This is a genomic window from Micromonospora sp. BQ32 (assembly GCF_059358895.1).
Genome location: NZ_JCADBI010000001.1, coordinates 44,192 through 65,947, shown reverse-complemented (window position 1 = coordinate 65,947; position 21,756 = coordinate 44,192). Strand labels below are relative to the sequence as shown.

Below are 21,756 nucleotides of genomic sequence, written 5' to 3'. Positions count from 1 at the left end.
TCATTGTCCGACCGGGGGCCGACAGTCGGGGTGCCCGGCGTCGCGGGTGCGCGAATTCGCCCCGTCCGGCGGCATCGGGCGGGGCGAATTCGAGCGGGGCACGATCAGCGCTTGCCCACGAAGATCCCGATGCCGTTGGCGACCATTCGCTCCGTACCGTCGGACGGGTTGTTGCGGGCGGTGGCCGCGGCCTGGCCCGGCTCGCGGACGGCGACCGTGCTCGAACCGCCGCCGTCGAGGTTCACGGCGGCGTCCGCGCCGATCGAGCGCATCAGGTCGGCCAGTTCGGCGATCGTGAACCCGGCGCTGACCGGGGCGCGGCCAGCCAGGGCGACCAGGTACACCGTCCGACCGTCGGGGCTGACGCCGGCCGCGCTGCGTACCGCGGCGGTCTTGGTGTCCAGGCCGGCCAGCGGCGCACCGTCGCGCAGGATCGGCGCGCCACCGACCGCGAAGGTCAGCTTCGGCTTGCCGGCGGAGACGAGCTTCTCGCGCACCTGCACCCGGTCACCGACGGCGAGGTCGTCGAGCGCGTCCGCGCCGCCCTCCCGGCCGACCAGCACCTGGGTGTCGGCCGGGATCGCGCCCGCGCCGGGCGTCTGGCCCACCGTGGTCACCACCCCGTCGCGCACGGTCACCTCGTAGGTGTGGGTGCTGCACGGGTCACTGCGGCTGGTGTCGGTGCCGCAGGTGGACCGGACCCGCGACGCGGTACCCCAGTCGGCGGTGAACAGGCCGACGCCGTCGACCGGGAGCGCGTACTGATTGAGGCCGCCCAGCGCGATCGTGCCCTTCGTGCTGCGGACCTCGCCGTCCAGGCTCAGGGTGTCGACGCGTGCCTTGCCGTTCACACCGACGCCGAACACGTCCCGGGTGGAGGTGCCGGGGGCGAGGCCGGGGCCGAAACGCTGCGCGGTCGGCACCGCGAACTTCAACTCCTCACCGTCGGCGATCTCCGGACCGGACGACGAGTATGTCGGGGTGACACCGACGTGCGTCTCACTGTTGTTGAAGAAGTCGCCGTTGACGCCCGCGACGGCACCCTGCTCGTTCGTCATCGCCGAGACGACCTTGCGTTGCGCCACCGCGTCGGGGTGCAGCAGGTCCAGGGAGACCGTGTTCTTCTTGAGGTCGGCCGTGAGCAGGTAACCGACGGTGACGCCGCGGGGCGTGGTCACCTGGAACGAGCCGTACGTGACGCCCGGGGCGAGCTGCTCGGTCGAGGTGATGGTGATCGGGGTGTCCGTCGCGGGTACCGTGGCGGTCGCGGCGTGGGCGACGCCGGCCGGCGTCACGAGCGTGGTCAGCCCCGCCGCGAGCAGCAGCGCCAGACGTGGGCGTACGAGGTGCGGTGACCTCATCGCCGCTCCTTTCCTGGTGCGTTCCTGGCCTGGGCCGGGATGGTCGAGCCGGGCCGGCGGTTGACCGGGACCGGCGATGATCTTCCTGGCCAGCCGATCACCCGGGGGTGAACACGGGAGGCCGCCGACGTGAACCGCCCACACCGTCTTGATCAACTACCGGAGCGGCCGGGATGGGTCGACGGCGGTGGACACAGTCCCCGGGGTGCCAAAAAGTTTTGTGCACTTCCTACAACTGAGCGACGGTGGGTTCGGTGGTTGCGCCATAGCGCTGGCCGCCGTCACCCGGAAAGGTGATCACTGCTGGGAGCCGTCGTCTCCCGGCACGCAGGTCGAGGTCTAACTAAGGGGTTCTTCGGGTGTTCAACCGTGTCGCCATCGTCAACCGTGGTGAAGCCGCCATGCGGCTCATCCACGCGGTCCGCGAGCTGGCCGCGGAGACCGGCATCCAGCTCGAAACCGTGGCTCTCTACACCGATGTCGACCGCAACGCCACGTTCGTTCGCGAAGCGGACATCGCCTACGATCTCGGCCCGGCATCCGCCCGCCCGTACCTCAACCTGGCGGTGCTGGAGCGCGCCCTCACCGAGACCGGGGCCGACGCCGCCTGGGTCGGCTGGGGATTCGTCGCCGAGGATCCGGCGTTCGCCGAGCTGTGCGAGAAGATCGGCGTCACCTTCGTCGGGCCGAGCGCGGACGCCATGCGCCAACTCGGCGACAAGATCGGCTCGAAGCTGATCGCCGAGAAGGTCGGCGTGCCGGTCGCGCCGTGGAGCCGCGGCGCCGTCGAAACCCTCGCCGCCGCCCAGACGGCGGCGGCTGAGATCGGCTACCCGCTGATGCTGAAGGCGACCGCGGGCGGCGGCGGACGCGGCATCCGCGTGATCAGGAACGAGGCCGAGCTGGTCGACGCGTACGAGCGCACCAGCCAGGAGGCGGCACGGGCGTTCGGCAGCGGCATCGTGTTCCTGGAGCGCCTGGTCACCGGGGCCCGGCACGTCGAGGTCCAGGTGATCGCCGACGGGCAGGGCACCGCGTGGGCGCTCGGCGTCCGCGACTGCTCGGTGCAGCGACGCAACCAGAAGGTCATCGAGGAGTCGGCGTCGCCGGTGCTCGACCCGGCGCAGGCCGCCGAGCTGAAGACGTCGGCCGAGCGGCTGGCCGTGGCGGTCGGTTACCGCGGCGCGGCGACCGTCGAGTTCCTCTACCACCCGGGCGACCGGTTGTTCGCGTTCCTCGAGGTCAACACCCGCCTCCAGGTCGAGCACCCGATCACCGAGCTGACCACCGGGTTCGACCTGGTCAAGGCCCAACTGCACGTCGCCTCCGGCGGGCGGCTCGAAGGTGCGCCGCCGGCCGAGCGCGGGCACGCCATCGAGGCGCGGCTCAACGCCGAGGACCCCGACCGCGACTTCGCGCCGTCGCCCGGCCGCATCGCCCGGCTGGACCTGCCCAGCGGCCCCGGCATCCGAGTGGACACCGGCGTCAGCGAGGGCGACACCATCCCGGCCGACTTCGACTCGATGATCGCGAAGATCATCGCGTACGGTCGCGACCGCGACGAGGCGCTCGGCAAGCTGCGCCGGGCGATGGCGAACACCACGGTGATCATCGAAGGTGGGGCGACGAACAAGAGCTTCGTGCTCGACCTGCTCGACCAGCCCGAGGTGATCGACGCCAGCGCGGACACCGGCTGGATCGACCGCGTCCGCGGCGAGGGCCGGCTCGTCACGCACCGCCACTCCGCGGTCGCCCTGGCGGCCGCCGCCATCGAGGCGTACGAGGAGGAGGAGCGCGTCGAGCGGCAGCGGCTGCTGTCGACGGCGGCCGGCGGGCGCCCGCAGGTGCAGCACGCCAGCGGCCGACCGTTGGACCTCAAGCTGCGCGGCGTCGGCTACCGCACTCGGGTGGCGCGCGTCGGCGCACACCGGTTCCGGGTCGGCATCGAAACCGGCTCGGTCGTGCGCACCGCCGACGTCAAACTCGACCGCTTCGACCGGCACACCGGTCAGATCGTGGTGAACGGCATCCGCTACCGCCTGCTCACCGGCACGTACGGGCCGACCCACCTGGTCGAGGTGGACGGCGTGACGCACCGGGTCAGCCGGGACGAGGGCGGCGTGCTGCGCTCCCCGATGCCCGCGCTGGTCGTCGCCACGCCACTGGAGGTCGGCGCCGAGGTCGAGGCGGGCGCGACGGTGCTGGTGCTGGAAGCGATGAAGATGGAGACGGTGCTGCGGGCGCCGTTCAAGGCGCGGCTGAAGGAGTGCGCCGTCTCGGTGGGCAGCCAGGTGGAGGCGGGTGCGCCGCTGCTGCGCCTGGAGCCGCTCGCGGACGACGCTGAGGAGACCGCCGACGACCTGAGCACCGAGACGGTCGAACTGGACCTGCCCACCGCCACCGCCGAGATCCCGGCGGGCGAGCGCAGCCGGCGCGGTCAGGAGGACCTGCGGGGTCTGCTGCTCGGCTTCGACGTCGACCCGCACGACGACCGCCGGGTGCTCGACGACTACCTGACCGCACGGCGGGCGGCCACCGAAGCCGGTCAGCGACCGCTGGCCGCCGAACTCGACCTCATCGAGGTGTTCGCCGATCTCGCCGAGCTGAGCCGCAACCGGCCGACCGGCGAGGACGGCGGCGCCGCGCACGTGCACAGCGCCCGGGAGTACTTCCACACCTACCTGCAGAGCCTCGACGTCGAGCGGGCCGGGCTGCCGGACGCCTTCCAGACCAGGCTCGGCAAGGCGCTCGGCCGCTACGGCGTCACCGACCTGGAGCGCACCCCCGCCCTCGAAGCCGCCGTCTTCCGGATCTTCCTCGCCCAGCAGCGCGCGTCCGCGGACGCGCAGGTCGTCGCGGCGCTGCTGCGCGCGTGGCTGAGGGAGACCCCGCCGGACGAGACATTGCGCGAGCCGGCCGGCCTCGCACTGGAGCGGTTGATCGCCGCGACGCAGGTCCGCTTCCCCGTGGTCGCGGACCTCGCCCGCGGCGTGGTGTTCGCCTGGTTCGCCCAGCCGCTGCTGCGCCGCAACCGCGCCCGCGTCTACGCCGCGGTACGGGGGCACCTGCGGCACCTGGACGCCCACCCGGACGCGCCGGACCGCGCCGAGCGCATCGCCGAGATGGTACGCAGCACCGAGCCGCTGGTCCGGCTGCTCGGCCAGCGGCTCGTCCGCGACCACCTGGACAACGCGGTCATGTTGGAGGTGCTGACCCGGCGGTACTACGGCAACCGGTCGCTCACCAGCGTGGGCACTCGCGAGGTCGCGGGCTGCACCTTCGTGGTCGCCGAGCGCGCCGACTCCAGCGTGGTCTCCGCCGCGGTGAGCTTCGACGCGCTGGGCGGCGCGCTGCGCGGGCTGGCCGAGCTGGCCGGCGGCGAGGACGACGTGGACGCCGACATCTACCTCGGCTGGGAGAACCAGCCGGAGGACTTCGACGCGATGGCGGCGGCGCTGGCCGAGGTCATCGCCGCGCACCCGTTGCCGCCCCAGGTCCGTCGGGTGACCACCACCGTCGCGGGTCGCGGTGGGGCGGTGATGCACCACCACTTCACCTTCCGCCCGTCGGGCGCCCAATTGACCGAGGACCGGCTGATCCGCGGGCTGCACCCGTACATCGCGCAGCGGATGCAGCTGGAGCGGCTGCACAAGTTCGACCTGACCCGGCTGCCGTCGTCGGACGAGGAGGTCTACCTCTTCCAGTGCGTGGCGCGGGAGAACCGGGCCGACGAGCGCCTCGTCGCGTTCGCGCAGGTGCGTGACCTGACCGAGCTTCGTGAGCAGGACGGCCGCCTGGTCGCGCTGCCGACGACCGAGGACGCCATCGCCGCCTGCCTCGACTCGATCCGCCGCGCCCAGTCGCGCCGGCCGTCGAAGACGCGCTTCAACACCAACCGGATCGTGGTCTACGTGTGGCCGCCGAGCGAGCTGACCCGCGAGGAGATGGAGATGATCGCCGGGCGGGTCCGCCCGACGACCGCGGGCGCCGGCCTGGAGGAGATCCTGTTCATCGCGCGGCAGCGCGACCGCCGGACCGGCGAGCTGACCAAAATCGCCGTACGGATCTCGTTCGACGCCGCGGGCGGCGCCGAGTTGGCCGTCGGGGAGCCGCCGATCGAGCCGATCGAGCCGCTCGACGAGTACCGGCTCAAGGTGCTGCGGGCCAGCAGCCGCAACACCGTGTACCCGTACGAGCTGACCGGCCGGCTCGGTGACTTCGTCGAGCACGACCTCGACGGCGACCACGTGTTGGTGCCGGTGGACCGGCCCAAGGGGCGCAACAGCGCCGCCATCGTGGCCGGGGTGGTCACCACGCCGACCGAGCGCTACCCCCAGGGCGTCACCCGGGTGGTGCTGCTCGGCGACCCGACGAAGTCGCTGGGCGCTCTGTCCGAGCCGGAGTGCCGGCGCGTGGTCGCCGCACTGGACCTGGCCGAGCGGATGCAGGTGCCGCTGGAGTGGTGGGCGCTCTCCGCCGGGGCCCGGATCTCGATGACCTCCGGTACGGAGAACATGGACTGGGTGGCCGCGGCGCTCAAGCGGATCGTCGAGTTCACCCAGGCCGGTGGTGAGATCAACATCGTGGTGGCGGGCATCAACGTCGGCGCGCAGCCGTACTGGAACGCCGAGGCGACGATGCTCATGCACACCAAGGGCATCCTGGTGATGACGCCCGACTCGGCGATGGTGCTCACCGGTAAGCAGTCGCTCGACTTCTCCGGCGGCGTGTCGGCTGAGGACAACTTCGGCATCGGCGGCTACGACCGGGTGATGGGACCGAACGGGCAGGCGCAGTACTGGGCGCCGAACCTGACGGCCGCACGGGACGTGGTGATGGCGCACTACGACCACACGTACGTCGCACCCGGCGAGGACGCGCCCCGCCGGGCGGTCACCACCGACCCGGCCGACCGCGACATCTCCGCCTTCCCGCACGACGTGGCGGGCAGCGCCTTCGCCACCGTCGGGGAGATCTTCTCCGTCGAGTCCAACCCGGACCGCAAGAAGCCGTTCGACATCCGTACGGTGATGCGGGCCCTCTCCGACCAGGACCACCCGGTGCTGGAGCGCTGGGCCGGCATGGCGGACGCGGACACCGCGGTCGTGCAGGACGTCCACCTCGGTGGCATCCCGGTCTGCCTGCTCGGCATCGAGTCCCGGTCGGTGCCACGGCACGGCTTCCCACCCACCGACGGTCCGGACACCTACACGGCGGGCACGCTGTTTCCCCGCTCGTCGAAGAAGGCCGCGCGGGCGATCAACACGGCCAGCGGCAACCGGCCACTCGTCGTGCTGGCGAACCTGTCCGGTTTCGACGGTTCACCGGAGTCGATGCGCAAGCTGCAACTGGAGTACGGCGCCGAGATCGGTCGGGCGATCGTGAACTTCCGGGGGCCCATCGTCTTCTGCGTGATCTCGCGCTACCACGGCGGTGCGTTCGTGGTGTTCTCGAAGGCACTGAACCCGAACATGACGGTGCTGGCGCTGGAGGGCTCGTTCGCCTCGGTGCTCGGTGGCGCACCCGCCGCCGCGGTGGTGTTCTCCGCCGACGTCAACGCCCGTACGGCGGCCGACCCGCGGGTGCGGGACCTGGAGGCTCGCACCGCCGCCGCGTCCGGCACCGAACGGGCCGCGCTCACCGCCGAACTCGACGAGCTGCGCTCGTCGGTGCGCGCGGAGAAACTCAGCGAGGTGGCCGCGGAGTTCGACCGGGTGCACAACATCCACCGCGCCGTCGAGGTCGGCTCGGTGGACGCCGTCATCCGCGCCGCCGAGCTGCGTCCGCGCATCATCGAGGCCATCGAGGCCCGCCTGGGTTAGCACGGCCGGCACACCCGCAGACACGTCAGCGCCACCGGTCGTCGACCGGTGGCGCTGACCGTACGGGGCTGACGTGCTGCGCGGTCTAGCTGAGCGCCGCGTTCAGCGCGACGGCGATGGCGAGCCAGACGATGACAGTGCCGATACCGATACCCACCATGGCGAGCGCTTTGACGGCGGTTGTCATCCGGGTGTGGGCAACTGTCAGGTTCCCCCAGACGCCCAACGCCCCGACCAGCGCGCCCAGGATGCCGCCGACGGTGAACAGCAGGATCGGCAGCAGAACCAGGATGCGCAGGAAGATCGGCATGGAGGGCCCGGTCCGGTGCTTGACACCGTTGATCTCCACTGTCGGGTGAGGGTCGGCGAGAGCGGTGCGTACCGTTGCCTGGACGACACCACCGTCCACTGTGGGCAAGGCGTAGCGTCTGCCCGACCTGGCGGCCGGCGCTCCGCCGACGGTGACGGCAGGATGGCCGAAGAACGCCTTGGTGTTGATGACGATCGGGCCAGCTACGCCGGCGACGTGGAGAGGTTCGGTGTTCACCGGCGTGATCATAGGAAGCCCGGTACGCCCCGTCCATCCCGTTGACCGAGTGGAGGTGCCGGTCGCGGCGCGAGGTCAGGTGGCGTGCCGGAGCAGTTCGTGGATGAACGTGACGACCTCGTCGGGCGCGAGGTCCATGGCGTTCTCGCCGACGCTCACCTCGAACGAGCACCGGTCCGGCGCCGGCGCCGACCGTACCCGGCCGAACAGCTCCACCCCGTCAGCGGCGAGCAGGGCGTCGGCGGCCCGCGTCGCGGCATCCGGGCCGACGGGAAGGTGGACATGGAACAGTGGTGTCTGTGGTGGGTTCGGAAAGGCGCGGGCCACCCCGTCGGCGTTGATGGCCGCCGCGATCGCCACCGCGTGCTCCCGGTGCGCCGGCAGCCGGGGCAGCAGGGTGTCCAGGCCGTGCAGGGCGGTGAGCGCCAGCGGCCACGCGTCGTAGACGTCACCGCCGAGCCGGCGGCGCCACACCCGGGCCTCGGCCACCAGGGCGGCGTCCCCGGTGAGCGCGGCACCGCCGACGCCCTGTAGTCCCTTGTAGAACGAGACGTACCCGGTGTCGAACAGCGCGACGATCTCGGCGAACGTCCGCCGGTAGTACGTCTGCGCCTCCCACAGGCGCGCGCCGTCGAGGTGGATGGCGGCGCCGCGCGCCCGCATCGCCTCGGTCTGCGCGACGAGGTCGTCCCACTCCGGCAGCAGTCCCCCGATGTCCCGTTGCGGCAGCTCCCAGACCACCGCCGCGAGCGGTTCGGCGACGGCGGCGAGATCGGCCAGGGTCATCAGCCGGTGGCGGTCGCCGGCGGGCTGGAAGCGCAGCCCGTGCACGACGGCGTACCCCTGCTGCTCCCAGGCATCCAGGTGACACTGCGGATGGGCGGCGAAGACCCGCCTGCCGCGCCGGTCGGCGTGCATGCGCAGGGCCACCTGCTGCGCCATCGTCCCGGACGGGAAGAACAGGGCTTCGTCAGTGCCGAGCAGGGATGCCACGCGCCGTTCGAGGGTGGCCACCGGCCCGTCCGGTCCGTGCGGCGGCGCGGCCGGGTCGACCTGGGCCAGCATCGACCGCAGTACGTCGTACGGCCGACGGCGCAGCTCCGAGTGCAGAAACAGGGACCGCCGCAGACTCATCGCCGCAGTATCCACCCTCAGCCGGTCCGCCGCTCGTGGCTCGGGTCGGTATCGGCCTGCCAGGCGGCGACGAGATCCTCGCGCGCCCGGGCGACCCGGGAACGGATCGTGCCGACGGGGCACTGGCATACGTCCGCCGCCTCGGCGTAGGACAGGCCGAGCACCTGGGTGGCGACGAACGCCTCGCGGCGCTCCCGGGTCAGGCCGGCGATCAACTGGTGCAGGGTGACCCCCTCGTCGGCACCGGCCGTGATCGCACCGGCGGCCTCGGCCGCCGCCTGCCAGTCCGGCACCGACGCCATCCTCGGCCGGGCCACCGCCGTCCGGACGTGGTCCACGGCGACCCGCCGGGCGATGGTGAACACCCAGGTACGGGCCGACGAGCGGCCGGCGAAGCCGGGCAGGTTGCGACATGCCCGCAGGAACGTCTCCTGGGTCAGGTCGTCGGCCTCCCCCGGCCCGGCCAGGTGCGACAGGAACCGCCAGACCTGGTCCTGTAGTGCCCGGATGAACGCCGTGGCGGCCTGCCGGTCACCCTGGCCCGCCTCCCGCGCCCACCGGGTCACCTGGTCGTCGTCAGGGACGCCGTTCCGCACCGGCCACCGTCCTGTGTGCCACGGGCGCTCCTTCATGCCGAAGATGCCGTCGTCGGAACGCCGCCGGTCGGCCGCGCACTCTGGTGGTCGCCGGCCGGTCCGGAAAAGTTCCCGGGGTTCCCACGTTCGACTGATCTCGCGGTTGTCCGAGGTGACGGGAACCGATGCCCCCACCGATTCGGACGGGGCGCTCAGCTCGGGACGGGCTGGTCCGCGCTCCGGCGTTCCCTCGGGACCACGGGGCCGGGCATGCTCCACGAGCGCCACAGTTGGCTGTACCCGCCCTCGGCGCTGAGCAGTTCGGTGTGCGTGCCGTGCTCGACGACGCGCCCCTGGTCCAGGACGACGATGCGGTCCGCGGTGGCCGCCTGGCTCAGGCGGTGGGCGACGATCAGCGTGGTACGGCCCTCGGTGGCCGCCACGGCGGCGCGGTCGAGGTCGCGCGCGCCCGCGCTGCCCGCCTCGGCGGTGGCCTCGTCGAGGACCGCGACGGCGGGATCGGCGAGGATGAGGCGGGCCAGCGCGAGCTGCTGGGCCTGGGCCGAGGTGACCTGCCGACCACCCTCCCCCACCGCGGTGGCGAGACCCTCCGGCAGGGTCCGCACCCAGTTGGTGGCGCCGACGAGGTCGAGGGCGGTGGCGATCTCCGCGTCGGTGGCGTCCGGGTCGGCGAGGCGCAGGTCGTCGGCGAGCGGCCCGGCGAAGACGTGCACCTCCTGGCTGATCAGGGCGATCTCGCGACGGAGGCGGTGCTCGTCGAGCTGTGCCAGCGGGACGCCGCGCAGGGTCACCGCACCGTGGGTGGGCGCGATGATGCCGGCGATGATGCCGGCGAGGGTGCTCTTGCCCGCACCGCTCGCGCCGACGAGAGCGACGCGCTCCCCGGGCGCGAGACTCAGGGCGATGTCCCGCAGCACGACCGGCCCGTCGTCGTAGCGGTGCTGCGTGACGGTCACCTCCAGTGCCGCCGGCTCGACCCGATCGGGGCGGGTGGGCTCGGTGCCGGCGGGGGTCGCGGTGTCCGGCAGTGTGGTGACCCCGACGAGTCGGGCCAGGCTGGCCCCGGCCTGCAACACCGAGTCCGACTCGAACAGCAGCAGACCGATCGGGTTGAAGAGGCGGTGGAAGTAGAGGGCGGCCGTGGTGGCGGCTCCGACGGTGGCCAGGTCGCCCCGGACCAGCAGGAAGCCGGCGAGCAGCACGGCGGCGAGGCCCACGAACTCCGAGCGGTTGATGCGCAGCCCGAACCGGGTGAACAGGCCGAAGATCTCCAGCGACAGGTCGCGGGCGGTGCCGGAGCGATCCGCGATCCGCGCGACGTGGGCGTCCTCCATCCGGTAGGCGCGCACGGTCGCCGCGCCCCGCAGCGCCTCGGCTGTCGCCTGCGCGCGCTCGCCCGTCGCGATCCGCTCCCGGGCGTAGTACGGCACCGAACGCCTGAGGTACCAGCGCAGCGCCACCGCGTACGCCGGTGCCGCGGCCAGCCCGGCGATGCCGAGCCGCCAGTCGAGGGCGAAGAGCCCCGCCGCGGTCAGCACGACGGACAGCAGCGCGCCGAGGAAGGCGGGGCCGCTGGTGGCGATCACATTCGTCACCACGGCCACGTCGTCGCCGGCGCGGGCCACCAGGTCCCCGGTCCCGGCCCGCTCCAGGGTGGCCGACGGCAGGTGCAGGGCGCGGTCGAGGACCCGTTCCCGGAGTCGGGCCAACACGGTCTCGCCGAGGCGCGCGGCGGCCGTCGCTCCGGCCGCGGTGAGGAGCCCCGCGAGCACGGCGGCGCCCGCGATCACGCCGGCCCAGGCCACCACCTGCGGCGTGTCGGTTCCGGCGATGACGTCGTCGACGAGGCGGCCGAGCACCCAGGGGGCGACGAGCCCGGTCGCGGCGGCGGCGATCAGCAACGTGCCGGCGACGGCGCTGAGCCCTGGCAGGAGGGCCAGTTCGGTCCGGAGGGCGGCCCAGGTCTGCCGGCCGGTGGCCGTCGGCAGCAGGTGCCGGGTGATCGGCTCGGACGTCATCGCAGGGTCTCCTCCCGGTAGCGGGCGTCGCTGGTGAGCAACCGCTCGTGCGGACCGTCGACGACGACCCGTCCCCGGTCGATCACCGCGACCCGGTCGGTGATCCGCAGCAGCGCCGGGCTGGTGGTGATCAGCACCGTGCCGCGGGTTCCCGCCCCGCGGGCCTCGGCCAGCCTGCTGGCGAGCAGGCCCTCGGTCACCGCGTCGACCGCCGTGGTGGGGTTGTGCAGCACCAGCACCGGTGGGTCGGCGACGAGCGCCCTCGCCAGCCCGATCCGCTGCCGCTGCCCTCCGGAGAGGTTCGCCCCGCGTTCGGTGAGCAGGCGGTCGAACCCGTGCGGGTGCGCGGCGAGCACGTCCTCGGCTGCGGCAGCCCGCACGGCGGCGCGCAGGACCTCGTCGTCGACGGAGGCGCCGGCGCTGAGGTTGGCGCGCAGTGTCCCCTCGAACAGCGCCACGTCATGCTGCTCGACCAGGACCACGGTGCGCGCGGCGTCGATGTGCAGCTGGTCGGCGGGCACGCCGTCGACGCGGAGCGTCCCCCGGTGGTCCGCGCGGGGCACCCGGCCGGCCAACAGCTCGACCAGCGCCTCGGCCTCGCTCGGGTCGTAGGCGAGCACGCCCAGGATCTCACCGGCGTGGACACGCAGGCTGAGATCGTCGAGGCCCGCGTAGGAGACCCCGTCGAGGGCGAGCCGGGACGGGCTCGGGGCGGGCGGCCCGGCGTCACCGGGCTGGACGACCGGCGCGGCGCCGAGGACCCGGCCGACCCGCCCCGCGGAGGCCCGGGCCATGGCGAACAACTGGACGCAGTACCCGAGCGTCTGCACCGGCTCGGCGATGAACTGGGCCAACCCGACCACGGCGACGAGCTCGCCGATGGTGAGCCGGCCCTGCAACGCGAGCCAGCCGGCGACACCGGCGACCGTCGCGAGGAAGAGGCCGTTGACGGTGGTGGTGAGCCCGAGGTGCAGGCCCTTGGTGGTGGCGGCGCGCAGGGTGACGTCGAGCGCGTGCCGGCTGGCGCCCGCGTACCGGCGGGCGGCGTGGTCCTGCGCGCCGATTCCGCGCAGCACGCGCAGGCCGGTGACGAGGTCGACGGCGAGGGCGGTCGTGGCCGCGAGGGCCTCCTGCTGCGAGGTGCTGCGCCGGGTGAGCAGCGGCGCCATCCGCTGGAGGGCGACCACCAGCAGGGGTACGCCGATGAGCACGCCGAGGCCGAGTGGTACGTCGACGACGAGCAACGCGACGGCCGCGACCACGATGGCGGTGAGCGCCGCGGCGGTGAGTCCGGCGACCCGCACGACGAGCGCGGAGAGCTCGGCGTCGGAGGCCGTCACGGACAGTAGTTCGCCGTCACGCATGCCCGACCGGCGTCCGCGCGGGTCGAGGGCGCTGCGGACGATCTCGACCCGGGTGGCGTGCGCCTCGTGTTCGACGGCGGCGAACGTCAGTCGCGCGCCGGCCCGGTAGGCGAAGGCGAGCACGGTGAACAGGACGGCCAGGCCGGCCAGCGAGAGCAGCAGGGCGCGGACGTTCCCGGTGGCCACCGCACGGTCGATGACCACGCCGATGGCCACCGGGACGAGGGCTTCGGTGGCCTGGTGGGTGCAGAGCAGCGCGATGCCCGCGGCCACCCGGGCGCGCTGTCGACGCAGCGCGCGCCGGAGCACCACGCCACCGGTGGTCTCGGCGACTGTCATGCTCGGATCGATGAGGGCACGGCGACAGACTCCACTTACGATTAGGGCAGGCTAACCTAACATGCCCCCGAAGTGGGGTTGGACGCACGGTCCCGGTGCTCGCCCACCGGCGCCGGACCGGGCAGGCCGAGGCTCTTGACGGCCGCCGCGACCAGGGCTTCCGGGGGCAGCGAGACATCGAGTACGAGCACCGACTCGTCCGGCTCGGCCGGTTCCAGCGTGGCGAGTTGCGACTCCAGCAGACTGGCCGGCATGTAGTGCCCCTCCCGTTGGGCCAACCGGGCCCGGATGACCTCCGCCGGGCCGTCCAGGTGCACGAAGTCCACCCGGAGCGGGCCCTGGCGGAGCACGTCCCGGTACGACCGCTTCAACGCCGAGCAGGCCAGCACCGTCGAGCGGCCCTCCGCGCCGCGGTCGGCGATCCACCCGGCGATGTCCCGCAGCCAGGGCCACCGGGTGGTGTCGTCCAGCGGCACCCCGGAGCGCATCCGCGCCACGTTCTGCGGGGAGTGGAACTCGTCGGCCTCGGCGAACGTCAGCCCGGTCGCCGCGCTGATCCCGCGCGCCACAGTGGTCTTGCCGGCCCCGGAGACGCCCATCACCACGACGTGCCGGGTGGGCCGGGCGCCGCGCCGCTCACCAGTCATGGACCGTGCCGTCCTTGAGCCGGTTGAACGGCAGGTACGCCGGCTCGTACGGGAACCGGGCCGCCGCCTCCTCGTCGAGCTCCACCCCCAGCCCCGGTTGGTCGCCCGGGTGCAGGTAGCCGTCGGTGAAGGTGAACGACTGCCGGAACACCTCGTTGGCCAGCGGGGTGTGCTTCATGTACTCCTGGATCCCGAAGTTGTGGATGGCCAGGTCCAGGTGCAGCGCCGCGGCCATACCCACCGGGGAGATGTCGGTGGGGCCGTGGATGCCGGACTTGATCTGGTACTGCGCGGCGAAGTCGAGCAGCTTGCGCATGGCGGTGATGCCGCCGGTGTGGGTGACCGCGGACCGGACGTAGTCGATCAACTGCTCCCGGATCAGGGTCTGGTAGTCCCACACCGTGTTGAAGACCTCTCCGATGGCCAGCGGGGTGGTGGTGTGCTGGCGGACCAGCCGCAGCGCCTCCTGGTTCTCGGCCGGGGTGCAGTCCTCCAGCCAGAACAGGTCGTACGGTTCGAGGGACTTGCCGAGCTTGGCGGCCTGGATCGGGGTCATCCGGTGGTGACCGTCGTGCAGCAGCGGCAACTCCGGGCCGAACTCGTTGCGCACCGCCTCGAAGACCGACGGTAGGTGGCGCAGGTAGGCGCGGGTGTCCCAGTCCTCCTCGGCGGGCAGCGGGGTGCGCTGTGCGGGCTCGTAGTCGTAGCGCTGGCCGGTGGCGCTGGGTTGCGCGGCCACGCCGTAGACCGCGTTGATTCCCGGCACCGAGGTCTGCACCCGGATCGACCGGAAGCCCTCGTCGAGGTGGCGACGGATGGAGTCGAACAGCTCGGGGATGTCCCGCCCCGACGCGTGCCCGTACGCCATGATGCCGGTGCGGGACGCGCCACCCAGCAGTTGGTACAGCGGCATCCCGGCGGCCTTGGCCAAGATGTCCCACAGCGCGACGTCCACCGCGGCGATGGCGGCCATGGTGACCGGGCCACGCCGCCAGTACGCCGACCGGTACAGGAACTGCCAGGTGTCCTCGATCCGGTGCGGGTCCCGCCCCATGAGCAGCGGGGCGACGTGGTCGCGCAGGTACGAGGCGACGGAGAGTTCACGGCCGTTGAGCGTGGCGTCGCCCAGACCGGTGATGCCCTCATCGGTGGTGATCTTGAGGGTGACGAAGTTCCGGTCGGGGCTGGTCACGATGATGTCTGCTGCGACGATCTTCACGGGGTGCCTTTCGTTCTTGCCGGTCGGGGTCTCACCACTCCGCGTAGGAGCCGTCGGGGTGCCGCCAGGTCGGGCTGCGCCAGGCGTGCCCGCGCTTGTCCGCGGTCCGCACCGCGTGTTCGTCGATCTCGATGCCGAGACCGGGCGCGGTCAACCGCTGCACGTGCCCGTCGACGAAGGTCAGCGGGGTCTGGTCGAGGCAGTAGTCGAGCACCTCGGCGCCCTGGTTGTAGTGGATGCCGATGCTCTGCTCCTGGATCAGGAAGTTGGGCGTGGCGAAGCCGACCTGGAGGCAGGCGGCGAGGGCGATCGGCCCGAGCGGGCAGTGCGGGGCGAGCTGCACGTCGTACACCTCGGCCAAGGTGGCGATCTTGCGAACCTCGGTGATGCCGCCGGCGTGCGCGAGATCCGGCTGGGCCACGGCGATGCCGGCCTGCAACACGGGCAGGAACTCCTGCCGGCTGTAGAGCCGCTCCCCGGTCGAGATGGGGGTGGTGGTGCAGCGGACGACCTCACCGATCAGGTGCGAGTTCTCCGGCACCACCGGTTCTTCGAGGAAGAACGGCCGGTACGGCTCCAGCAGCGGGGCGACCCGGCGAACGTTGGCGAGGGTGAACCGCCCGTGGAAGTCGACCGCGACGTCGCGGTTGTCGCCGAGGACCTCGCGGGCGACGGCCACCCGCTGCACCACCGCGTCGAGGTCGGCGACCGAGGCGAGCGCGCCCATCCGCCCGGAGGCGTTCATCTTCACCGCGGTCAGGCCCGCCTCGATTCGGGCGCTGATCTGGTCACGGACCTCGGCGGGCTCGTCACCACCGATCCAGCCGTAGACCCGGATCCGGTCCCGGACCGGCCCGCCGAGCAGTTGGTGCACGGGGGCGCCGTAGTGCTTGCCGGCGATGTCCCAGAGCGCCTGGTCCAGGCCGGACACCGCGCTGGCCAGGATCGGGCCACCCCGGTAGAAGGACCCCTTGGTCAGCACCTGCCAGTGGTCCTCGATGCGCAGTGCGTCCCGACCGATGAGCAGCTCGCTGAGCTGGTCGACGGCCGTGCGCACGGTCTCGGACCGGCCCTCGCAGGTCGCCTCACCCCAGCCGACGATGCCGGACTCCGTCTCGATCCGGACGAACAGCCAGCGGGGCGCGACCAGGAAGGTCTCCACCCTTGCGATCGTCGTCATGACCCGGTCAGCCCTTCGTGGCACCGGCGGTGAGGCCGGAGACCACGTACTTCTGCACGAACAGGGCAATCAGCATGATCGGCAGGGTGACCACGGTCGCGGCGGCCATCAGGCCGCCCCAGTCGATGCTGGCGTAGCCGACGAAGTCGAAGATCGCGACCGGGAGCGTCTTCGTGTCGGCGCCGGAGAGCACCAGGGCGAACATGAAGTTGTTCCAGGAGAAGATGAAGGAGAGGATGCCGGCGGTCGCGACGCCGGGCACCGACAGCGGGAGGGTGATCCGCCGGAACGCGCCGATGTGGGTCAGCCCGTCGACCAGCGCGGCCTCTTCCAACTCGGTCGGCAGGCCGTCGAAGTAGCCCATCATGATGTAGACGATCAGCGGCAGCGACACGAACATGTGGCTCAGGATCAGCACGGTGAAGCCGCCGACCATCTTCAGGTTCGAGAAGACGTAGTACCAGGGCACCAGGAGCGAGACGCCGGGGATCACCCGGGCCATGAGCACGACGAGCGCGGACTTCTTCATGCTGAACCGGCTCATCGAGTACGCGGCGGGCACGCCGAGCAGGAGCGAGAGTGTGGTGGCCGCGAACGCCACCCAGAGGCTGTTGCCGATGAACTGGAGATAGTTCGCCTGCTGGAGAACGGTCTCGTAGTTCTTCAGGCTGGGCGAGAAGACGAACGCCTTGGCGGTGTCGTAGATGTCCACGTTGGTCTTGAACGACGCGGCGATCATCCAGAGCAGCGGCGCCATCAGCGCGAACACCACGACGACGAGAGCCGACGTGCGGAACATCCGGTACGGCTTGCTCGGCTTCATCGGCCCAGCCCCTTCTTGCGATAGGTGAGGGCCCACATCACCCCGATGATGATCAGGAAGAAGATGATGAGGACGGTCGACGAGACGCCGTAGTCGTTGTAGTCGAAGCTGAGGCCGTACGCGTACACGTTGAGGGTCTCGACCTCGTGGAAGGACCCGCCGCCGCGCCCCTTGGTGGCGTAGAGGATGTCGAACGTCTTCAGCGCGTCGATGCCGCGCAGCAGGATGGCGACGATCACCGTGGGCATCAGCAGCGGGAGGGTGACGTGCCGGAACCGCTGCCAGCTGCTGGCACCGTCGATCCGGGCCGCCTCCTGGGGCTCGTCGGAGAGCGAGGTGAGCCCGGCGAGCAGGATCAGCACGACCATCGGGGTCCACTGCCAGATGTCGATGAACATCGTCGTCGGCAGGGCCGAGTGCTGCCCGGCCAGCCAGGGCTGGGGGCCGATCCCGATCCAGCCGAGCAGCTGGTTCGCCATCCCGATGTTGGGGTCGAAGATCAGGCGCCACATCATGCCGACCGCCACCGGAGTGGCCACCAGCGGCAGGAGGATCGCGACGCGGACCCACTTCTCACCGCGGAAGGGCCGCCACAGCAGCAGGGCGATGGCCATGCCGAGGATGACTTCGAAGAACAGCACGACGCCGGTGAACAGGACCGTCCGCCAGACCGCCGGCCAGAACCGGTCGGTGTCGGTGAGCACGTCGAGGTAGTTCTGGAAGCCGATGAACTCGGACTCGGCGCGCACCGAACCCTCGGCGTCGGTCAGGCTCAGGTACCCGGTCCACGCCACCGGAAAGATGATCAGCACGGCGACGAACGCCATGGCGGGTGCCGCGAAGAGCCACTTGCGGTGCTCGTTGGCCCATCGCGACCAGGCCGACGTCGTGTCCGGGGACGCCGCGGGGGCCTCGGGCGAATCGGTACGGGGGGTGAGAACGGCTGACATTGAGATCTCCGGGTTGGAGGGGCCAGGTCCCGGCGAGGCGGCGGAGCCGGTCGGCCCCGCCGCCCAGCGCGTGGGTTACTTCGCCTCGTCGTCGAGGAACTTCTGGAACGCCGCGTTGGCCGTGTCCGCCGAGCTGGCGGCGTCCTTGCCGGTGATCGCGTCGACGATCGGCTGGCCGACGATCTCCCGCGCCTGGGCCACCTTGACCACCAGCGGACGGTCGTGCCCGACGCCGTTGGCGGTGCTGACCGTGTTCGCCTCGGCAAGGTCCTTCGGGTAGGAGGCGGTACCCGCCGGGTTCGCCCAGACCGAGGTGCGGGCACCGGGTACGCCGGCCACCTGCTGCGCCAGCGCCTGCTCCTTGCCGGCCGCCCACTGGATGAACTTCCAGGCGTTGTCCTTGTTCTCCGAGCTGTCGTTCACACCGAGCGCCCAGGACGGGATGTTGTACGGCTTCGACCCGGCCGGTCCGGCCGGGAAGGCGGCGAAGCCGACGGAGTCGACGACCTTGGACTTGGTCGGGTCGGTGGCGTTCTTGTAGAGCGAGTTGGCCTCGGTGTAGAAGGCGGCCTTGCCCTGCGTGAAGATCGCCATCGCCTCCGACCAGCTCATGTCGGTGCTGATGTTCTCCGGGCCGTGGTCCCTGAGCAGCCCGCCGTAGTAGGCGTACGCCTGCTTGGCCTGCTCGGTGTTGACGGTGGCCTTACCGCTGGAGTCCACGAAGTCGCCGCCGAAGCTGAAGAGGAAGCTGGAGAACTGCGTGACCGCGGCGGCCTTGCCGGTACGAGCGACGAAGCCGGCGACGCCCGGGTTGTCGGCCTCGATCTTCGCGGCCTGCGCCTTGAGCTCGTCGAGGGTCTTGGGCGGCGCGGTGAAGCCGGACTTCTTCAGCAGGTCCTTGCGGTAGTAGAGGACCTCCTGCTCGGTGATGATCGGCAGCCCGACCACCTTGTCCTCATAGGTCGTCGCCTGCAACGGCCCGGCCTGGAAGTCACCGAACTCGAAGGCGCTGTCGGACTTGACCTTCTCGCTCAGGTCGGCGAGGTACTTGTTCTTGCCGAACAGCTTCCCCTCCTGCAGGGGGCGGTACATCATCACGTCGAGGTCGTCGGAGCCGGCGTTCAGCTTGACGTTGTACTGGTCGGAGAGCTGGTCCTCACCGAGCTGGGTGACTTCGACCTTGAGGCCGGACTGCTTCTCGAACTCCGGCAGGACCTTCTTGATGTTCTCGGTCCACACGTGGTTGACCAGTGTCACGCGTACGGTCTTGGAGTCCTCGCCGCCGCCGTCGCCGCCGCAGGCAGCCAGGCTCATGGCGGTGACCACGGCCAGAGAAGTGCCGATTATCGATCGACGTCGCACGCTTGTCTCTCCTTCTGTCGTGGCCGCCGCCCCCGAGAGGGCCGCTACCTCGGTGTTACATCCGCTTAACATCGGGATGCTAGGCCGAAAAAGCTGATTACTTCAAGAGGTAGATGCAAATGATATGATCTTTGAGTGGAACCGTCCTCATCAGAGGTTGCAGCCGCTCCGGCCCTCCCCGCCGAGTCCGGGCTGCACGCGCGCGTCCTCGAACACCTCGGCACCGCCATCTGCGGCGGCGAGCTGGCACCCGGATCGGTCCTCAACATCGACGAGCTGGTCGACCGGTACGCCGTGTCCCGCTCGGTCGTCCGCGAGGTGCTGCGGGTGCTGGCCTCGATCGGCTTCATCGAGGCCCGCCGACGAGTGGGTGTGATGATCCGGCCGGCCAGCGCGTGGAACGTCTTCGACCCGCAGGTGATCCGCTGGCGCCTCGCCTCGGCCGGCCGGATGGCCCAGCTCCGGTCGATCACCGAGCTGCGCACCGCCGTCGAACCGCACGCGGCCTTCCTGGCCGCCAGCCGGATCGGCCGCGACGAGGCGAGCGACCTCGTCGGACTGGCCGCGAAGATGTGGGCGGCCGGCGAGGCCGGCGACGAGGAGCGCTTCCTGCACCTCGACATCGAGTTTCACCGGCGCGTCCTGCTCGCCTCCGGCAACGAGATGTTCGTCCGGCTCCAAGAATTGGTGGCGGAGGTGCTCACCGGTCGGCACAAGCACCACCTCATGCCACACCACCCGCATGAGCAGGCCCTCCAGATGCACGCCGACGTCGCCCAGGCGATCCAACGGCGCGACGGTGATCGTGCCCGGCAGGCCATGGTGCAGCTGATGGAGCAGGCTTTCGACGAGATGAAGTCGCTGTGGGAGCAGACCGGCCCGCCCGACCAACGCCGCGACCCGAGCCCTTGATCGACAACGACCAGGACCCAACCTCAGTTGGGCCCCGGCCGTTCCGGTTGATCTTCTCTCAGATTGGCGGCGGTTCAGTACGCCTCAGCGGACCACGCCGATACCGGTGAACGACCTGTCGTACTCGGTGAACGACTGGTTGGTGTACGGCGCGTAGATCCAGGTCCGCAACGAGTTGGCCGCGGTGTCGACCTCGACCAGACGTACCGGGTTGGTGCTGTTGGAGTGGAACGTCTGGAGGAACGAGTAGATCTTGTTTCCGTTGACCCCGGTGTCGACCCGGTTGGCGGCGATGCCCGTGTGACCGGAGAAGACGAACCGGATGTTGGCGTACTGCTTGATCAGGTTGTCGAAGAGGTACTGCGGGCTCGTCGCGCCGTACCCGGCACTCTGCTCGATGGCGCCGTTGCCGTCGATGTAGTCGTGGGTGACGACGATGACGTTGTGCCGGGGGTTGGCCGCGACGACGCTCCTGGCCCAGTTCACGGCCTCGACCCGGGGCCAGAGTTCCAGGGTGAGCACCATCCACTGCACGCCGCCGGCCTCGAAGGTCGAGTACGAGTTGTCGACCTTGCCGGCCTCGAACTGCCCCTTGACCGCGCGGTACTGGCTGACGGTGAAGTACTGGTTGAACACGGTGGTGTCGCGGAGGAGTTCGCGGGTGTGGGCGGGATCGCGGGCCGACCCGCCGACGCCGGTGGCTTGGGTGTCATGGTTGCCGAGCGCCAGCGCGTACGGGATGGCGGCGTTCTCGATCGGCCGCATCGCGTTGCGGGCGATGACGTACTGCGCGTGATCCGGGGTGTCCCAGTTGACCACGTCACCGGAGGAGGTCACGAAGCGCAGGTCCAGCGCGGACCGGTTCTGCACCAACCAGTTCGTGCGGTTGAGGAACCGGGTGTCGGCGCTGTTGAGCACCTCCTGCTGGGTGTCCGGCAGGACGGCGAAGCTGAACTTCGTGTCGGTGGTGCCCGCGGTCTCCATCCGCGCGTATGCGACGTGGACGTTGCGGTCGCAGGAGTCGGCCCGGAAGTCGTTGATGAACTGGATCCGCACGGTGTGCTGCCCGCCGCCGACCGCCGTGCCGACCGGATAGGTGCCGTAGCTGGTCGCGCTGACGATTGTGGTCTGGCCGACGCTGACGCCGTCGACCGTCACCCGGACGGTCGGCCAGCCCTGGCAGTTGTCACCGATCGCGCCGATCAGCACTCGACCGGAGCCACTGATGCTGGTACTGGCATAGCTGGAGTTGCCCCAGAGCGAGGCGTGGGTTCCGGAGGTGGGCACCGGGGTGCCGGTCGCCGTACGGATCGCACCGTCCACGACGGTGAACGGGGAGGGCTCGGCGGCGCTCGCCGTGCTGCCGGCGAACACTCCCCCCGCGATGACGACCACGGTCGCCACGGCCATCGCGACGATCGTGGACCTTGATCTCCTGATTCGCACCGCTGATCCTCCCTTGACGACGTACGCCCAAAAGCT

15 protein-coding genes are annotated in these 21,756 nt (G+C 71.0%); 2 read left to right on the top strand and 13 right to left on the bottom strand.

Annotated features, from left to right (window positions below):
* Positions 1 to 104 precede the first annotated feature (104 nt).
* On the bottom strand, positions 105 to 1,361 hold the full coding sequence (locus AC5L30_RS00305) for a phosphodiester glycosidase family protein (protein WP_494864341.1): 1,257 nt from the start codon (positions 1,359 to 1,361) through the stop codon (positions 105 to 107).
* A gap of 359 nt (positions 1,362 to 1,720) precedes the next feature.
* Between AC5L30_RS00305 and AC5L30_RS00300 the strand changes: the two genes are divergently transcribed.
* On the top strand, positions 1,721 to 7,183 hold the full coding sequence (locus tag AC5L30_RS00300) for an ATP-binding protein (RefSeq protein ID WP_494864339.1): 5,463 nt from the start codon (positions 1,721 to 1,723) through the stop codon (positions 7,181 to 7,183).
* A gap of 85 nt (positions 7,184 to 7,268) precedes the next feature.
* On the opposite strand, the gene AC5L30_RS00295 is transcribed toward AC5L30_RS00300, so the two are convergent.
* The 11 genes from AC5L30_RS00295 to AC5L30_RS00245 all read right to left on the bottom strand — a co-directional run bounded on the left by AC5L30_RS00295 (position 7,269) and on the right by AC5L30_RS00245 (position 19,362).
* Positions 7,269 to 7,730, bottom strand: a complete 462-nt coding sequence (locus AC5L30_RS00295) for a hypothetical protein (RefSeq protein ID WP_494864338.1) — start codon at positions 7,728 to 7,730, stop codon at positions 7,269 to 7,271.
* A gap of 75 nt (positions 7,731 to 7,805) precedes the next feature.
* The gene (locus tag AC5L30_RS00290) at positions 7,806 to 8,864 is read right to left on the bottom strand and encodes a threonine aldolase family protein (RefSeq protein WP_494864336.1); all 1,059 of its coding nucleotides are present in this window, start codon (positions 8,862 to 8,864) and stop codon (positions 7,806 to 7,808) included.
* A 17-nt stretch (positions 8,865 to 8,881) separates the two neighbouring features.
* Positions 8,882 to 9,460, bottom strand: a complete 579-nt coding sequence (locus AC5L30_RS00285) for a sigma-70 family RNA polymerase sigma factor (protein ID WP_494864334.1) — start codon at positions 9,458 to 9,460, stop codon at positions 8,882 to 8,884.
* A 191-nt stretch (positions 9,461 to 9,651) separates the two neighbouring features.
* Complete coding sequence (locus tag AC5L30_RS00280) at positions 9,652 to 11,478, bottom strand: ABC transporter ATP-binding protein (RefSeq protein WP_494864332.1); 1,827 nt, start codon at positions 11,476 to 11,478, stop codon at positions 9,652 to 9,654.
* On the bottom strand, positions 11,475 to 13,181 hold the full coding sequence (locus AC5L30_RS00275) for an ABC transporter transmembrane domain-containing protein (RefSeq protein WP_494864331.1): 1,707 nt from the start codon (positions 13,179 to 13,181) through the stop codon (positions 11,475 to 11,477). Before AC5L30_RS00275 ends, AC5L30_RS00280 begins: the two co-directional genes overlap by 4 nt.
* Before the next feature lie 56 nt (positions 13,182 to 13,237).
* The gene (locus AC5L30_RS00270; protein WP_494864329.1) at positions 13,238 to 13,828 is read right to left on the bottom strand and encodes a gluconokinase; all 591 of its coding nucleotides are present in this window, start codon (positions 13,826 to 13,828) and stop codon (positions 13,238 to 13,240) included.
* Positions 13,818 to 15,047, bottom strand: coding sequence for a D-mannonate dehydratase ManD (gene manD / locus AC5L30_RS00265; RefSeq protein ID WP_494864328.1), 1,230 nt, complete (start codon positions 15,045 to 15,047; stop codon positions 13,818 to 13,820). Before manD ends, AC5L30_RS00270 begins: the two co-directional genes overlap by 11 nt.
* A gap of 31 nt (positions 15,048 to 15,078) precedes the next feature.
* A complete protein-coding gene (gene dgoD / locus AC5L30_RS00260) occupies positions 15,079 to 16,227 on the bottom strand; it encodes a galactonate dehydratase (protein WP_494864327.1) in 1,149 nt (382 codons plus the stop codon).
* Positions 16,228 to 16,234: 7 nt separating this feature from the next.
* Positions 16,235 to 17,050, bottom strand: coding sequence for a carbohydrate ABC transporter permease (locus AC5L30_RS00255; protein ID WP_494864326.1), 816 nt, complete (start codon positions 17,048 to 17,050; stop codon positions 16,235 to 16,237).
* Positions 17,047 to 18,000 carry a carbohydrate ABC transporter permease gene (locus tag AC5L30_RS00250; RefSeq protein WP_494864325.1) on the bottom strand — a complete coding sequence of 318 codons (954 nt, stop codon included), beginning with the start codon at positions 17,998 to 18,000 and terminating at the stop codon, positions 17,047 to 17,049. The genes AC5L30_RS00255 and AC5L30_RS00250 overlap by 4 nt, the downstream gene beginning before the upstream one ends.
* Before the next feature lie 75 nt (positions 18,001 to 18,075).
* The gene (locus AC5L30_RS00245) at positions 18,076 to 19,362 is read right to left on the bottom strand and encodes an ABC transporter substrate-binding protein (protein ID WP_494864324.1); all 1,287 of its coding nucleotides are present in this window, start codon (positions 19,360 to 19,362) and stop codon (positions 18,076 to 18,078) included.
* Positions 19,363 to 19,497: 135 nt separating this feature from the next.
* On the opposite strand from AC5L30_RS00245, the gene AC5L30_RS00240 reads away from it, so the two are divergent.
* Entirely contained in the window at positions 19,498 to 20,274 is a 777-nt protein-coding gene (locus AC5L30_RS00240) for a FadR/GntR family transcriptional regulator (protein WP_494864323.1), read from the top strand.
* A gap of 84 nt (positions 20,275 to 20,358) precedes the next feature.
* Here the strand turns inward: AC5L30_RS00240 and AC5L30_RS00235 are convergent, their stop codons facing one another.
* Positions 20,359 to 21,684 carry a carbohydrate-binding domain-containing protein gene (locus AC5L30_RS00235; RefSeq protein ID WP_494864322.1) on the bottom strand — a complete coding sequence of 442 codons (1,326 nt, stop codon included), beginning with the start codon at positions 21,682 to 21,684 and terminating at the stop codon, positions 20,359 to 20,361.
* Positions 21,685 to 21,756: the final 72 nt, after the last annotated feature.